At 62.8% G+C, this 14371-nt stretch carries 11 protein-coding genes; 6 read left to right on the top strand and 5 right to left on the bottom strand.

Going from position 1 to position 14371, the window contains the following annotated elements; translation table 11 throughout:
* Positions 1-69: 69 nt before the first annotated feature.
* Genes bioA through bioD form a run of 3 tightly spaced genes read left to right on the top strand, consistent with a single transcriptional unit; the run spans position 70 to position 3175 of the window.
* Entirely contained in the window at positions 70-1344 is a 1275-nt protein-coding gene (bioA, locus tag JM946_RS25735) for an adenosylmethionine--8-amino-7-oxononanoate transaminase (RefSeq protein WP_203170250.1), read from the top strand.
* On the top strand, positions 1341-2468 hold the full coding sequence (locus JM946_RS25730) for an aminotransferase class I/II-fold pyridoxal phosphate-dependent enzyme (protein ID WP_203170249.1): 1128 nt from the start codon (positions 1341-1343) through the stop codon (positions 2466-2468). Before bioA ends, JM946_RS25730 begins: the two co-directional genes overlap by 4 nt.
* The gene (gene bioD, locus JM946_RS25725; protein WP_230979968.1) at positions 2465-3175 is read left to right on the top strand and encodes an ATP-dependent dethiobiotin synthetase BioD; all 711 of its coding nucleotides are present in this window, start codon (positions 2465-2467) and stop codon (positions 3173-3175) included. The genes JM946_RS25730 and bioD overlap by 4 nt, the downstream gene beginning before the upstream one ends.
* Here the strand turns inward: bioD and JM946_RS25720 are convergent.
* Both JM946_RS25720 and JM946_RS25715 read right to left on the bottom strand, forming a co-directional pair.
* Positions 3130-4125 (bottom strand): ornithine cyclodeaminase family protein, encoded by a 996-nt coding sequence (locus JM946_RS25720; RefSeq protein WP_203170247.1) that lies wholly within the window; start codon positions 4123-4125, stop codon positions 3130-3132. The genes bioD and JM946_RS25720 overlap by 46 nt on opposite strands.
* 29 nt (positions 4126-4154) lie before the next feature.
* A complete protein-coding gene (locus JM946_RS25715) occupies positions 4155-5381 on the bottom strand; it encodes a pyridoxal phosphate-dependent aminotransferase (RefSeq protein WP_203170246.1) in 1227 nt (408 codons plus the stop codon).
* 217 nt (positions 5382-5598) lie between these two features.
* Here JM946_RS25715 and JM946_RS25710 point away from each other — a divergent pair, with 217 nt between their 5' ends.
* Complete coding sequence (locus tag JM946_RS25710; RefSeq protein WP_203170245.1) at positions 5599-7101, top strand: S10 family peptidase; 1503 nt, start codon at positions 5599-5601, stop codon at positions 7099-7101.
* Here JM946_RS25710 and JM946_RS25705 read toward each other — a convergent pair.
* A complete protein-coding gene (locus JM946_RS25705) occupies positions 7085-8494 on the bottom strand; it encodes a S10 family peptidase (protein WP_203170244.1) in 1410 nt (469 codons plus the stop codon). The genes JM946_RS25710 and JM946_RS25705 overlap by 17 nt on opposite strands.
* Positions 8495-8632: 138 nt before the next feature.
* Here JM946_RS25705 and JM946_RS25700 point away from each other — a divergent pair, with 138 nt between their 5' ends.
* Together JM946_RS25700 and JM946_RS25695 are read left to right on the top strand one after the other, a co-directional pair.
* The gene (locus tag JM946_RS25700; RefSeq protein ID WP_203170243.1) at positions 8633-9115 is read left to right on the top strand and encodes an Lrp/AsnC family transcriptional regulator; all 483 of its coding nucleotides are present in this window, start codon (positions 8633-8635) and stop codon (positions 9113-9115) included.
* The gene (locus JM946_RS25695) at positions 9112-10353 is read left to right on the top strand and encodes an aminotransferase class V-fold PLP-dependent enzyme (protein ID WP_203170242.1); all 1242 of its coding nucleotides are present in this window, start codon (positions 9112-9114) and stop codon (positions 10351-10353) included. The genes JM946_RS25700 and JM946_RS25695 overlap by 4 nt, the downstream gene beginning before the upstream one ends.
* 52 nt (positions 10354-10405) lie before the next feature.
* Here JM946_RS25695 and JM946_RS25690 read toward each other — a convergent pair whose 3' ends face one another.
* Both JM946_RS25690 and JM946_RS25685 read right to left on the bottom strand, forming a co-directional pair.
* Complete coding sequence (locus JM946_RS25690) at positions 10406-12445, bottom strand: metallophosphoesterase family protein (RefSeq protein WP_203170241.1); 2040 nt, start codon at positions 12443-12445, stop codon at positions 10406-10408.
* A 151-nt stretch (positions 12446-12596) separates the two neighbouring features.
* The gene (locus JM946_RS25685; RefSeq protein WP_203170240.1) at positions 12597-14369 is read right to left on the bottom strand and encodes an acyl-CoA dehydrogenase; all 1773 of its coding nucleotides are present in this window, start codon (positions 14367-14369) and stop codon (positions 12597-12599) included.
* Positions 14370-14371 lie beyond the last annotated feature (2 nt).

The raw sequence follows: 14371 nt of genomic DNA, 5'->3' as shown, positions 1-14371 counted from the left end.
GACCGATCATACATCGCCGGCCCAAGTCGCTTACACTGTCGACTTGCATCCGTAGACGAGGTTGACAGCATGAACTGGCTCGAACGCGACGCCGCCGCCGTCTGGCACGGCTTCACTCAAATGGATTGCTATGGGGCCAACAGCCCGGTGATCGTGGAGCGGGCCGAAGGCCGCGAACTGATCGACGTCGACGGGCGCCGCTATCTCGACGCGATCTCATCGCTGTGGGTCACCACCCTGGGCCATCGCGTCCCCGAACTGGATCAGGCCCTGCGCGAACAACTCGATCGCGTGGCGCACTCGACCATGCTCGGCAACGGCAATCGCATCGTCATCGAGTTCGCCGAAGCGCTGGCCCGGGTCGTGCCCGTGGATCGAGCACACACCTTGTTCGCCTCCGATGGCGCGGCTGCGGTCGAGCAGGCCCTGAAGATCGCGTTTCAGTACTGGACCAACAAGGGCGAACGAGGTCGCACCACCTACCTCGCCTTCGGCGACGGATATCACGGCGACACCATCGGTTCACTCTCGCTGGGAGGCAGCGGGTTCGGCACGCAGATCTTCGATCCCCTGCGCTTCCCAGTGATCCGCGCTCCGGCCTTCTCCGAACCCGGCGCCCTGCACAGCGCCGCGCAGCTGGTTCGGGAACACCATCGCAAACTCGCCGCCGTGGTAGTCGAACCCCTGGTCCAAGGCGCAGCCGGCATGTCGATCGCGCCCGCTGCGGACTTCGCCGCGCTCGGCAAAGCGTGTCACGAGACCGGCGTGCTGCTCATCTGCGACGAAGTTGCGACCGGCTTCGGACGCACCGGCACTCTGTTCGCATCGGAACAGTGCGGCCTGCGCCCCGACCTGCTGTGCCTGGGTAAGGGCATCACGGGCGGCTATCTGCCGATGTCGGCAACGGTCGCGTCCCAGCGCGTGTTCGCCGCTTTCCTCGGACCCGACCTGAGTGACAAGACCCTGTACCACGGCCACTCGTATGGCGGCAACGCGCTGGCAGCGGCCGTCGCTCTCAAACATTTACAGCTGATGACGTCTCTGCCCGTCCTTGACAACGTTCGTGAGCGCTCCAGCCAACTGCGTGACGCGCTGAACACACACATCGCCCCCTTCAAGCGCGTCAAGCAGATCCGGCTCGCTGGATTGATGGGCGCGGTCGAGCTCGATACCAGCGACGATCCCAAATTCGCGCGCCGGACCTGTGCAGCGATGGTGAAGCGCGGCGTTCTTTCGCGCTCCATGGGCCCGGTGGTGACCATCGTGCCGCCCCTGACCATCACCGCGACGGAGATCGACCGCATCGTCTCCACCCTCGCCGCGGCCCTCGAGGAAACGAAATGACGGAGTGGAGCGATTGGGCGGAACGCGAGCTCGCAAGCCTCCGCGCCATCAGCAGATATCGAGAACCGCTGCCCTTCGACGGCGACGGCCCGATCGGCCGGGTGCGCGACAGCCAGCTCATCTCGTTTGCATCCAACGATTATCTGGGTCTCGCCTCGCACCCACAGGTCAAGCTGGCGGCGCTCTCGGCGATCGAACGGTTCGGCACGGGCGCACTGGCGTCCCGTTTGGTGGTAGGGACGCGCAGCCTGCACGTCGAACTAGAAGCCGAGCTGGCGGCATGGAACCTTTCGGAGCGCGCACTCGTGTTTTCGTCCGGGTATTCGGCGAATCTCGGCGCGCTAACAACATTGGGCGGACAGGATGTGACGCTATTCAGCGACGAGCTCAATCATGCTTCGATCATCGACGGCTGTCGCCTGGCGAAGGCGCGCACCGTAATCTATCGGCATCTGGACCTGGAGCAGCTGCAGAGTCTGCTTAGACAAACTCCAGGTCGGAAAATCGTAGTCACGGAATCGGTGTTCTCCATGGATGGCGACACCGCGCCGCTGTCGGCGCTCGCGGAATTGTGCGTCGAGCACGGCGCGCTGCTGGTCATCGACTCGGCGCATGCCGCGCTCGGACCGAAGCTCCGGCCGATTGCCGGCCTCGAGGTCTTGCACGTCGGCACGCTTTCGAAGACGCTAGGCTCCCTGGGCGGGTTCGTGGCCGGTTCCGCGCGTCTGATCGAGTTGCTGGTCAATCGCGCACGAACTTTCATATTCACGACCGGCCTGTCACCCGCCGACACGGCCGCCGCCTTGGCGGCGGTGCGCATCGTACAAAGCCAGGAAGGCGAACAATTGCGAGCAAGGCTGCGATCTCTCATCGATATGCTTCGTCCGGGCCATCCATCGGCCATCGTGCCGGTGATTCTCGGCGACGATGCTGCGGCCGTGACTGCAGCATCACAGCTGCGCGCCGCCGGCATTCATGTGCCGGCGATTCGTCCGCCCACCGTTCCCAAGGGAACGGCCCGGCTGCGTGTCGCGCTGTCCGCGTCACATACCGAAACAATGGTCGGCACGCTGCAAGCCGCGCTTGCCCAACTCAACCTCGTTGCATCGCTCAAGCACGCATGACTGTGATTCTTTCCAGACCTTCCCTATTGATTGGTGTCATCGGTACGAACACGGAAGTAGGAAAGACCTGGGTGACCGCTCAGCTTCTGGCAACTCTGAAGCTGCGCGGCGCAAGAGTGGCCGCGCGCAAACCGGTGCAATCGTACGCGCCGGACGATATCAATACCGATGCCGCACGCCTCGCCGGCGCGAGTGGCGAAGACGTAGCAGATATTTGTCCTGCGCACCGTTGGTATCCACTCGCGCTAGCGCCGCCGATGGCCGCTCACGCTTTGGGCCGCGGCCCGGTGTGGATGTCGGAAATCATCAGCGAGGTTCGCTGGCCCGCGGACGTCGATGTCGGATTCGTCGAGACCGCCGGCGGCGTGCGCTCGCCGCTAGCATGCGACGGCGACAGCCTCGAACTGCTGCGACGTCTGGAAGTGGATCAACTGCTGCTGGTGGCCGACGCCGAGCTTGGCACCATCAACTCGGTGCGCTTGACACTGGCCGCCGTGGGGCCGATCCCGACCGTGGTTTATTTGAATCGTTTCGATCCGAACAATGAGTTGCACGAACTGAACCGGCGTTGGCTGATCGAGCAGGACAAGCTCACCGTGATCACCAACGTGCACGCACTGGTGGTGGCCATCGAGGACACCGCCAAGCCGCCTGGCCGACATCACAGTGCGGCCCGCACTCCCGCTCCGGATTGTCGAGCGCGCTGATAAATGGCGTGGGCCGCGGCCAGATCCTGAGCCGCGATGCCTAGCGATTTATAAACGGTGATTTCGTCTTCAGCGGTGCGCCCCGGCACGCTGCCGTTGAGCACTTCACCGATCTCGCCTCGGATGTGCCCGGCGGCGTTTGCGCCCATCGCACCCAACAGCTCGCCAGCTTGAGCCAGCGCCGAGCCGCGGTAATCGACAAAGAAGCTGCTGCGAAGGACCAGCGCGTTGTCGACTTCACGAGCGGCGGCGGAACTTGCGCCGACCAGATTGACGTGCGCGCCTGGTGCGATCCAGGCGCCCTCGACGATGGGCTCGCGCGCGCCCGTTGTTGTACAGACGATATCGGCATCGGCCACCGCGTCGCGGATCGATTCGCACACTTCGATGCGTGGCTGGCCAGGAAGCGCCTCACGTTCAGCGAACGCTCGCGCTTTATCTGCTGAGCGACCCCAGAGGCGAATCGAGCGCAAGTTGCGAACCAGGCTGATCGAGAGCAAATGCGCAGCCGCCTGCTCGCCAGTGCCAATGATGGTTAAATCGCCCGAGCGTTCCGGAGCCAGCGCTTTGGTAGCCACCGCAGTGGCAGCTGCAGTACGCAGGCCGGTGATTGCAGCCGCGTCGATGACGGCCAGCGGTACACCCTCGCGCGGCTCGAACAGAACCACCACGCCCATGTGCGACGACAGTCCGCGCTGTGCATTCGACGGATACACAGCGATGACCTTCGCTCCCATGCTGGCCGGCTCGTCCAGATAGCCGGGCATCACCGCCATGATGTTCTGAGTGCCAGGAGGAATGCAGCCGATGCGCAGCGGCAGTTGAGCACCGCCTCGTGAGACTTCGCGCATCGCGCTCTCGACGACGGGAATGCAATCACGCATCGGCAACAGCCGGCGCACATCGGCGCCGCTGATGACCAGCAGCTCGGTCGAGGTGGTATGACTCACGACAAGAGGCTCAACGATTCAGGATGTCCTTATACTTCTCTATAGTGACGCAATCCATCGGCGAGCAATGCCAGACCCGCGGCGAGCTCCTGATGAGATTGACCGAATCCGAGCCGAATGTGACCGGGCGCACCGAAGAAATCTCCGGGCGCCAAGCCCAGCCGCGAGCGCTCCCACATCCAGGAAGCAAAACGACGCGTGTCGCGGACCTTGACCAGCCGAGGGAAGTACATGCAACCGTACTCGGGCACGGCGCCCGCGATCAAGCCTTCTTCCTGCAGCTGACGCACCGTCTCCACCAGCAGCGGACGATTGCGGGCCAGCACCGAGCGCCAGTGCGCTCCGAACTCGGCAATGTCCTCCAGGATCAGCGCCGCGATGCCGTGAGTGATTTTCGAAGAACCCGTTTCGAATTCCGCATACACCGGCCGCAACCGTTGCAGCACGCTGTCCGAGGCGATCACCCAGCCGCATTTCAAGCCGTGCAGCCCATAAACTTTGGTGAGGCTGCTGACACTGATGAAACATGGATCGATGCGAGCCGCCGGACCGCTGCGTACGTTGTTCGGTACGAAGTCGCCGTACACCTCGTCGACCAGCACCGCCACGCCGTGCTTGTTGGCAACGCGCGCGATGTCACGAAGCGCAGCGTCGTCCAGATAGGCGCCACTCGGGTTGTGGGCGTTGGTCAGCACGATCAGTTCGGTGTTGGACTGGATCAGCGCTTCCAGTCGCTCCGGATCGACGCGAAAGTCGGGCTCGAGCCGCGGCAGGAAACTCACGCTCGCACCACGACTGTTGGCGAAGCGTGGCAACAGCTCGAAATACGGCCGTTCGATGATGACGTGCGCGCCGGGTTTGAGAAATGCCGTATATACGTGCCAGATCGCGCCCGTGCAGCCGGTGGTGGTAAGGATGCTGCGCTCGTCGACCCCGTAACGCTTGGCGATCGCGCCAATCAGCAGCGGGCTGCCCCAACCGAAGGTGCTGCGAAATGGCGAGGGCTGACCGGCGTCGAAGGCCTGGCGGGCACGTGAATACAATTGCGCGGTCGGTTCGAGGATGGTGCTGTCGAACAGCAGCCGGCCCTTCTCGCCCGCCGACAGCAGAGCCGACAACTCGCGATACCAGCCGACATAATCCGGATTCGCGAACACATCGTGCGCCGGGGCTCGTGTTGTCGCCAGCCGTCCCGACTTGGGGCGCGCCGGCTCGGTCGATGGCGGGGCCGATGGCCGCACCGTTTCCTCTTGCAAGACAGATCTCCCAGGCGGGTCTTCATTCATTGTGGGTGCGGCCCCGGGACATTTCTTTTCCTTTTTCCCCACCGGGGCACCCTGCCAGGGATTGTTCATGCACGCGACCGGATGACGAGTTGCCCACTATGCTTGGCATGCGCCGGTTCACGCCCTACAAGGGCAAGAAATTTCTCGACGCCGTCCGTACCCTGGCCGCCTTATGAAAACTGAAGTGTTGAAAACCCGACTCCTGCACGCCACTGCCTCCGGCATCCTCGCCCTCGCCGCTTTACACGGTCCCGCGCTTCGGGCTCAGCCCGAAACGCCCGTGCAGACAGCGGCGCCGCTGCGGGCCTTCGCCACCGAGCACCGCGGCACGTTCAACGGCGTCAAGCTGCGTTACACCGCCACGGTGGGCGAAATCATTCTGCAAGATGAGGCCGGCACCCCGACGGCGAGCCTGTTCGCCACGTCGTATGTTCGTAAAGACGTTGAAGCGCAGCAGATTCCACAGCGCCCGGTGTTGTTTCTGTTCAATGGCGGCCCGGGCGCGGCCTCGATGTGGTTGCATGTGGGCGCCTTCGGGCCGAAACGCGTCAAGTTGCCGCACGACATCGCCGCCGACGTGACACCGCCGTTCGAGCTCATCGACAACAGCTACACAGTGCTGGATGTCGCCGATGTCGTGTTCATCGATCCGCCCGAGACCGGTTACTCGCGCCTGTTGACTGGCGTAGATCCCAAGCCATTCCGCTCTGCTGCGGGCGACGCCAAAGCGGTGGCTCAATTCATCGCCCGCTGGAGCGAAGCCAACGGCCGCGAGCGTTCGCCGAAATATGTTTTGGGTGAGAGCTACGGCACCATTCGCGCAGTGCTGGTGGCCGAACAGCTGTCGAAGAAACATCCGCTCGCGGGTGTGATCCTGTTCGGCCAGGCCGTGAACATCGTCGAAACCGTGCAGCGCGCCGGCAACATTGTGGGCTATGCCGTGAATCTGCCGGCGTTGACCAGCATCGCCGCCTATCACGGCCGCATCGATGTCGCAGGTCGCTCGCAGCAAGCCTTGATCGATGAGTCCTACGGCTTCGCGATGACGGACTATCTGGCTGCCCTCGCTCAGGGCAATCAATTGTCACAGCCGCGGCGTGAGCAGATCGCCGCGCGTCTGGCGTCTTTGACGGGCATCGGCGCCGAGTACTACCTCGCCAACGATCTGACGATCTCCAAAGAGAAGTTTCGCGCCGAGTTGCTGAAGGACAAGGGGCAGATCGTCGGCATGTACGATGCCCGCTACACAGCGCCAGCGCCTGAGCCAGGCAAGCGCGCGGGCGATCCGTCGATGAAAGTGCAGCCTGCCTTCGTCGCCGCCGTCATCGATCATCTGAAGAACAATCTGAAGGTGAGCCTGAGCGACGAGTATCGTCCCGCCGATGAGGCCATTCGTACCCCGAATGCATGGGACTACGGTGGCCCGACCTCGCCGTTCGCCGACTATGATTTTCCGTCCGCCATCTCACGCGTGATGAGTGCGCAGCCGGAGTTTCGTTTGTTCATCGGCACCGGCCTGTATGACACGACCACCACGTTCGGTCCGGTGCGATACCTGGTCACGCGTAGCAACTTCCCTGCCGATCGCGTGCTGCTGCGTACTTACGAAGGCGGCCACATGGCTTACACCGACGAGGCCGCCCTCAAGGCGCTCACCGACGATGTGCGCAAGTTCATCGGCTCACGATGAACGCGCGCACTGCCTGAGTGAATCGCTCCAGGTTCTCGTCGCCATCGAAGACGGTATGGCCGGTCGCGAATTCCGCGACCACCAGCCGCTCCGGCGGAATGCCGGCGTGATCCAGGATGTAACGTCCGGCGTATAGCGGCGTGGTGATGTCGTAGTACCCCGCACCCCAGAAGGCGCGCAACTCCGGGCGCTCCTGCATGGCTTTGCCCACCAGACCGGCGGGGTTGCCGAAAGCCTCGCCCTTGAACTGCCACTTCGAATTCACTTCCAGATTCAGCGTCCGATAGTTATCGGTGGCCGGGAATTTCAGCTCGCGCGTGAAGTAGTCGTGCACCAGCGGCGCGGTCGAGCCGCCAATGAACATGGAAGGATCGTCTCGCGGCGGTTTTTTATTTGCGTACTCTGCCAGCTTGCCGGTCATGCGGGCATCGAGCTGACCTGTTCGCAACCCGCGATCCTTGAGCAGATTCAACATGAACTCCTGCTTGCCGATGCGCAGATTGTTGGCCGCGATGAAGTCGGCCGGCAGCCCGATGCGTCGGGACAGTTCCTGCGCCATGCGTGACTTGTCGGCTGCAGGCAGCGAATCACCCTGGATCAACGCCGAGATGTAGTCGGTGCGTGCGAACTGAACTGTGTCAGCGAAGATCTGCGCTGGCGAACGGCCCGCGGCCTCGGTCTTGCCGTGAAATGCCGCGGTCACCGCGAAAGTCGGCAAGGTAATCATGTAGGGCATATCGGGGCCGTCCGGGCCGCCCGTCATGGAAAGCAGCAACACTCCGCGCAATCCGAGCTCAGGCGCGGAGCTCACGATTTGAGCAGCACGCGTCGTGCCGTAGCTCTCGCCACAAATGAATAGCGGCGAGCTCTCGCGTCGGTTCTGTTTGCGCCAATGTTTGATGAAGGTCACGACCGAAGCCGCATCCCCTTCGATGCTCCAGAACGGCTGACCGTCCACGTCGGGCAGGGGCCGCGAGAAGCCGGTGCCGACAGGATCGACGAACACCAGATCGACGGTATCGAGCGGGCTGTACAGATTGTCGATGAGCTTGCGCGCATTCGGTTCACCGCCGATGCGTCGCGGACCGAAGGCATTCATATGCAGCGGCGACGATGAGGCGCCGGGGCCGCCGTTGAACACGAACATCACCGGGCGGCTGGCGCGATCCTTCACGTCCTCGCGCACGTAGCTCGTATTGATCATCGAGGCAGCCGGCTTGCCGTCCGGGCCGTCGAGAATGGTCTCGGCCACTGTCGCCGAATACTTCACGCGCTGCTTGTTGAAAGTGCCGACGTGCTTTGTGACTGACGTCACACGTTCACGGTCGGCATCGGAGGCGCCGACCGCGCCGGCGCCCAGGAACATGGCCAGGATCAGGACGATTCGCTTCATGACCGCGCGGGATTCCCTGTGAATGTCATCGGCGCGAATCCTATGCGGCGTCCTCGGGTATTTCTTTTCGTTCAAAGCGCATCCACCTTCAATTGAAGCATGCGTTATACTCCAGCCAGCCTGATCGGAACATAAGCTATGCCCTCCGAACTCGACACAATCGATTTGAAGATCCTGAGCCTGATGCAGCAGGACGCATCGCTGTCCACGGCCGAGCTCGCCGAGCGGGTCGGCCTGTCGCAATCGCCCTGCTGGCGGCGCATCCAGCGCATGCGTGAAGAAGGCTACATCAAGTCGCAAGTGGTGATCGTCGACCGCCTCAAGCTCGGCTACCACATGCAGATGTTCGCGCAGATGAAAATGGCGCGGCTCAGCGAATCGGAGCGCGCCGACTTCGTGCGCGCCATCCAGAACATCCCCGAGATCCTCGAGTGCTACACGGTGTTCGGCGAGATGGACGTGATGCTCAAGATCATCGCGCCGGATGTGACCTGGTATCAGGAATTCATCTTCTCCACGTTGCTCAAACTGCCGGGCGTGCAGGACGTGCGCTCCATCGTCACGCTGGCGGAAACCAAGAGCACCACGGCCATCCCGCTCAAAGCGCGCAAACTCCGATGAACCTCACTCGACGAGCCGTGCTGGCCGGGGCGGCGGCCCTGCCTGCGATCTCCAAGGTCGCAGCCGCTGAAAAAGTCGCGCCTGCAGCGCTGCCGGCGAAAGCGGCCTTTGCACGCATGCCGATGACTTATCTCGACGCCGGCTCGACGCATCCGATGAGCCTCGGCGCGAAGGCCGCGCTGGAAGAATATCTGCGTTATAAAACGCAGGATGGCTCGCTGCCCGGTTACAGCATCGGCGCGATGGAAAAAGCCGTGATAGAGAGCTTCGGCCGCTTGATCGGCGCGCAGCCGGACGAGCTGTGCTTCGTTCAATCGACGACGATGGGCGAGAACCTGGTGCTGCAGGCGTTGGGATTTCCGCAAGCAGGCGCCCGCATCGTCACCGACGTGCTGCATTTCTTCGGCTCGTTCTACACCTATGGTGAGCTCGGCAAGGCGGGCATGGACGTGGTGACGTTGCCGATGACGTCCGAGGGGCGCATCGACATGGCCGAGCTGGAGAAAGCGGTGAATTCCCGCACTCGGCTGGTGTCCATCAGCCTGGTGTCGACCATCAACGGCTTTCAGCACGATCTGAAACGTGTATGTGATATCGCGCATGCGCATGGCGCGTACGTATACGCAGACGTTGTGCATGCGGCGGGCACTGTGCCCACGGATTTGCGCGCCAGCGGCGTGGATTTCGCGGCGTGCTCTTCATACAAGTGGCTGATGGGCGACTTCGGGCTGGGCTTTCTTTATGTGCGGCGTGAAGTACAGGACAAGATCCGTCGCCCCTGGTGGGGTTATCACCAGCTCGCGAGCTTCCGCACTCATGTGTTTCCTTTCGACGAACCAGGCGCAGGCGTCGCGAGCTACACCTCGTCGCCCAACACGGCGGGCCGCTTCGCCATGGGCACCACGTCGTGGACTGGCGTCGTGCACCTGAACCATTCGCTCAGCTGGCTCGAGAAAGTCGGCGTCGCGCAGATTCAGACCTGGCGTCAGCCCATGATCGACACTCTGCAGAAAGAGCTTCGCGCCCGCGGCTACCAGCCTTTGACGCCGCTCGAATCCAAAACCTCCATGGTCGCTTTCGCCCTGAAAGACGCCCGGGCGAAACTCGCAGAGCCGCTCAAGGCAGCGAACGTCCGCATCACTCTGTCGCAGCACCGCTTCCGAGTGTCGGTCGCTGTGTTCAACGATATGAACGACATCGACCGCCTGCTCGACGTGTTGCCAAAGCGGGCGAGTTGAATTCGAGCATCCGCCGGGCCGGCGGCGCGCGCCGGCCCGGACGAATGCGACCTCACTTGCGGATCAGCGCCACTTCCACGTCGCTGTCGAGCACGGCCCACCAGCGGTTGCCGAAGCTCTTGTCATAGCCGACCAGCGGCTGGCCTTCGCAGCCCGCGGGCCGGGCCGGCGCAGTCTGTAACATGCCCTCGCCGAACGGCATATCGAGCATGCAGCCTTCGGTCACCAGCGGCTGCCACTTGCCATCTACATGACGCGCCAGCGTGTGATCGCTGGGCTGCAACCCCGCGTTGGCGGTGAACTGCAGAACATAAGGATCGGAAACTGCGTCGGAGATATCCCACTTCTTGGTGGCGCGTGGCGGCAGCTGCACCGGTGTCTTGGCGCTGCCGTCAGGTTGGCTGCCCGGCAGGCCCGCATCCACTTCGATGTCCTTGGCCGCGCCATAGGCGCTGCTGAACGTGCCCGTCTGCTGCTGCGTGCCGCTGACGATAAGAATATCCGAAGCGGTGTCAGCGGCGGCCTCGAGCCAGCTCAGGGTGACGTGCTCCTTCATATCGATGGTGGTCTCCGGCACCTGCACCTCGAACTCGTCGGCGCTCGGGCGCAGACGGTCGCGACCGTTGAGGTTCGGGGTCCACGATTCGTGATATTGGAACAGGAACTGGTAGGCAAGACGCATCAAGTCGGCCTGGCTCTCGGCGCGACTGAAGCCGGGCGTCCAGCCCAGCGTACGCGTGGTGCTCTCCACGCGGTTGAAGGTGTTGTTGACGCCGGCGACGAGCCGCGCCTGCGAACCGTCCTTGGCGATGCAGTTATTGGTCCAGTATTGCGGATCGAGCACCATCACCGGACGCGTGCTGGCCGGAATCGAGTTGGCGTACACGATGCGTTCGCAACGATCGGTCGTGCGCGAGAACTTATCGAACAAGCGCCACTGCGGATTTTCCAGCTCCTTCGCACCCTGCTCGTTGTTCTGGATGGTGTGCTCGACAAAATAAGCTTCCATGTCCACACGCGGACCCTCGAAGCTGAGCACCGTGGCGTTGGCGTCGAAAGCGACGGAGCCGTTCGACAGCGTGGCCATCTTCTGCTGGATCACACTCTGCACCAGCTCGCGCTCGCCGTAGCGAAACTCATATCCCTTGTACGAGGCATTGCCCGAGACGATCTGCGTGTACTGCGGCAAGCGGTAGTTGCGATCGGAGACGCGCCACGAGCTTGCGTCGATGCCCAGCGGCGCCTTGATCACCGAGCGCTGATACATGTGCTCATGACCTTGCACCCACAGCACATCGTGCTTCGAGAAGAAGGCGCGGATATCGTCCCACTGATGGAACAACCGATCGTCGCCCTTGACACCCTCCACGATCATCTCGCGCGTCTCGCCATACTTGGCGCCCACCAGCCCGTCGTGGCTGGCGATCACGATGTGCTCGACATCGTCGCGATGTTGCTCGACCACTTGCTTGATCCACTGGAACGCGACAGGCAGATGGTAGTATTTCAAAACGATGATGAGCACGTTGTCGCGCACCACAAAGTAATCGAGATACTGCGCGCCCGTCATGTGGACCGCATCCTGGGGGATGTACTCCTTCATGCTCTCGATCCACTCCACCATGTAGGCGTAGCTGTCTTCGTGATTACCCATGAGCGGCAGGAATTCCATGCCGCGGTCTCGATACTTGCTGGCAATGCCGGTCCACTGCTGCAACTCGCGCGTCGAACCATTGTCGGTCAGATCCCCGACCGGGATCACGATGTCCACGCCCAGCGATTCGAACTTCGCGAGCACGGCCTCCATCGGATGAATCGACACGTTTTCGCCGCCGCCCTGAGTGTCCGGCAGGATGCCGATCTTCAGCGCGCTGCGCTCTGGTGTCTGCGGCGTGCCCGGCTCGCCGCCCGGCGCCTCGGGCTCGTCGCCAGGGGCTCCGGTGTCGTCGCCTTTTCCAGCGCCCGGATCGCCGATGGGAGTTTCGGGTTGCGAATTGCCACCCGCATTCGTCGCCCGCGGGTTGTTGTCGCTACCGCCACAGCCGCTGAGCAGCGCCGTCAGCATGACGGCTGCAAGCATCTTCACCTTCATTTGTTTACTCGCCCCTAGTTGGTTTTATTCGGACGGCGAGTATCGGCAGGCTGGATGACGCAGCAGTTACAGCGAGGTCACTTTTGTATGGCAATCGTACGCCGAGGCGCGATCGATCTCGCGCCTCGCGTTGTGCAGGCTGCAGCCAAGCTCAAAGCTTCGCTGGGTCCGCGTCGAGGATGGCGGCGGCGCCGGATTTGACGATGCGAGCCAGGGTCTGCGCTTCGGGCAGAAGATTGCTGGCGTAGAAGCGTGCGATCTGCTGTTTGGCGGCGAAGAACTCTGGATCTTCGGAGATAGAGCGAACCGCGAGCTCGTGGGCCTTGGCTGTGAGCCAGCCGCCGATCGCGACGCCACCCAGCATCAGATAAGGGACGCAGGTCGCGAGCGCGCCGTCAGGGTCCTTGAGAATGGCGGCAGTGGCGTCCTTCAGCGCAGCGACGCCCTCGAGCGCAGCAGCCTTGCTGGCGGCCACGCCGGCATCGGACGATGACAGCTGCTCGAGCTCCGCCTGCATATCGGCGATCAACGCATACATCGCCGCGCCGTTGTCGCGCCCGACTTTACGTCCAACCAAATCGTTCGCCTGAATTCCAGTCGTGCCTTCATAGATCGGCGCGATGCGCGAGTCGCGCAGCGTCTGCGCGGCGCCGGTCTCTTCGATGAAACCCATGCCGCCGTGAACCTGCACACCGAGCGACGCCATGAGCACGCCCAGCTCGGTGGACCAGCCTTTGACAATAGGAATCAGCAGATCGCCACGCGCCTGCGCTTTAGCTTTCTCATCGCCAGCCGGCAGCTGCTTACCAAGATCCAACTGCAGCGCTGCATACAAAGCGACGGAGCGAGCCGCATCCGTGTACGCCTTCATCGTAAGCAGCATGCGCTTCACATCAGGGTGATACGCGATCGGCGATGCTTTGCCGCCCTCGGGCACATTCCTGGTCTTGGGCTTGCCCTGATTGCGCGTGCGGGCATATTCAAGCGCCTGCTGATACGCACGCTCCGCAAGCGCATACCCTTCCAAGCCAACCGACAACCGCGCAGCGTTCATCATGATGAACATATATTCCAGCCCGCGATTCTCCTCGCCGACCAGATAACCGATCGCCCCTTCCTTATCGCCGTAAGAAAGCACGCAAGTCGGGCTGGCATGGATACCGAGCTTGTGCTCGATGGACACACAGCGCACATCGTTGGGCGCGCCGAGGCTGCCATCGTCGTTCACCAGCACCTTGGGCACGATGAACAGCGAGATGCCGCGCACGCCCGCGGGCGCGCCTTCGACGCGGCCGAGCACCATATGGATGATGTTCGGGGTGTAATCGTGGTCGCCGTAGGTGATGAAGATCTTCTGCCCGTACAACCGATAGTGATCGCCTTCACGCACGGCCCGCGTTCGAATGGCGGCCAGATCCGAGCCGGCCTGCGGCTCCGTCAGGTTCATGGTGCCGCTCCATTCGCCGCTGATCATCTTGGGCAGGAACGTCTGCTTCTGCTGCTCGTTGCCGCAGCGATCGATGGCTTCGACCGCGCCCTGCGTGAGCATGGGACAAAGCTTGAAGGCGAGATTCGACGACGCCCACATCTCCTCGACGGCCGTCCCGAGCAGGATGGGGGCTCCCTGACCGCCGAATTCGGGCGCCGCGCGCAGCTGCGTCCAGCCGCCTTCAACGAACTTCTGGTACGCCGCCTTGAACTCGGCCGGCATGCGCACGCCTTCGGCGGTCCACTTGGCGCCGGTGCGATCGCCGAGGCGATTGATGGGATCGAGCACGCCTTCGGCAAAGCGCGCGGCTTCCTCCAGCACGGCGTCGGTGAGCTCGGTCGAATAGTCGGGCAGCCCCGGCAAGCCGACCAGCGGCTGGTCGCCGATCAGCTGGTGAATGGCGAAGCGGAGCTCTTTCAGAGGTGCTTTGTACATGA

The organism is Steroidobacter gossypii, assembly GCF_016801985.1.
GTDB classification, from domain to species: Bacteria; Pseudomonadota; Gammaproteobacteria; order Steroidobacterales; family Steroidobacteraceae; genus Steroidobacter; species Steroidobacter gossypii.
The sequence above is the reverse complement of the archived record's forward strand: the minus strand, read 5'-3'. Positions and strand labels throughout refer to the sequence as shown.

What these genes read in the sequence shown, in the direction of transcription:
- JM946_RS25695 (WP_203170242.1), top strand. Translation starts at nt 9,112, where the DNA reads ATGAACCTCACTCGACGAGCCGTGCTGGCCGGGGCGGCGGCCCTGCCT.
- bioD (WP_230979968.1), top strand. Translation starts at nt 2,465, where the DNA reads ATGACTGTGATTCTTTCCAGACCTTCCCTATTGATTGGTGTCATCGGT.
- bioA (WP_203170250.1), top strand. Translation starts at nt 70, where the DNA reads ATGAACTGGCTCGAACGCGACGCCGCCGCCGTCTGGCACGGCTTCACT.
- JM946_RS25700 (WP_203170243.1), top strand. Translation starts at nt 8,633, where the DNA reads ATGCCCTCCGAACTCGACACAATCGATTTGAAGATCCTGAGCCTGATG.
- JM946_RS25685 (WP_203170240.1), bottom strand. Translation starts at nt 14,369, where the DNA reads ATGTACAAAGCACCTCTGAAAGAGCTCCGCTTCGCCATTCACCAGCTG.
- JM946_RS25705 (WP_203170244.1), bottom strand. Translation starts at nt 8,494, where the DNA reads ATGAAGCGAATCGTCCTGATCCTGGCCATGTTCCTGGGCGCCGGCGCG.
- JM946_RS25730 (WP_203170249.1), top strand. Translation starts at nt 1,341, where the DNA reads ATGACGGAGTGGAGCGATTGGGCGGAACGCGAGCTCGCAAGCCTCCGC.
- JM946_RS25690 (WP_203170241.1), bottom strand. Translation starts at nt 12,445, where the DNA reads ATGAAGGTGAAGATGCTTGCAGCCGTCATGCTGACGGCGCTGCTCAGC.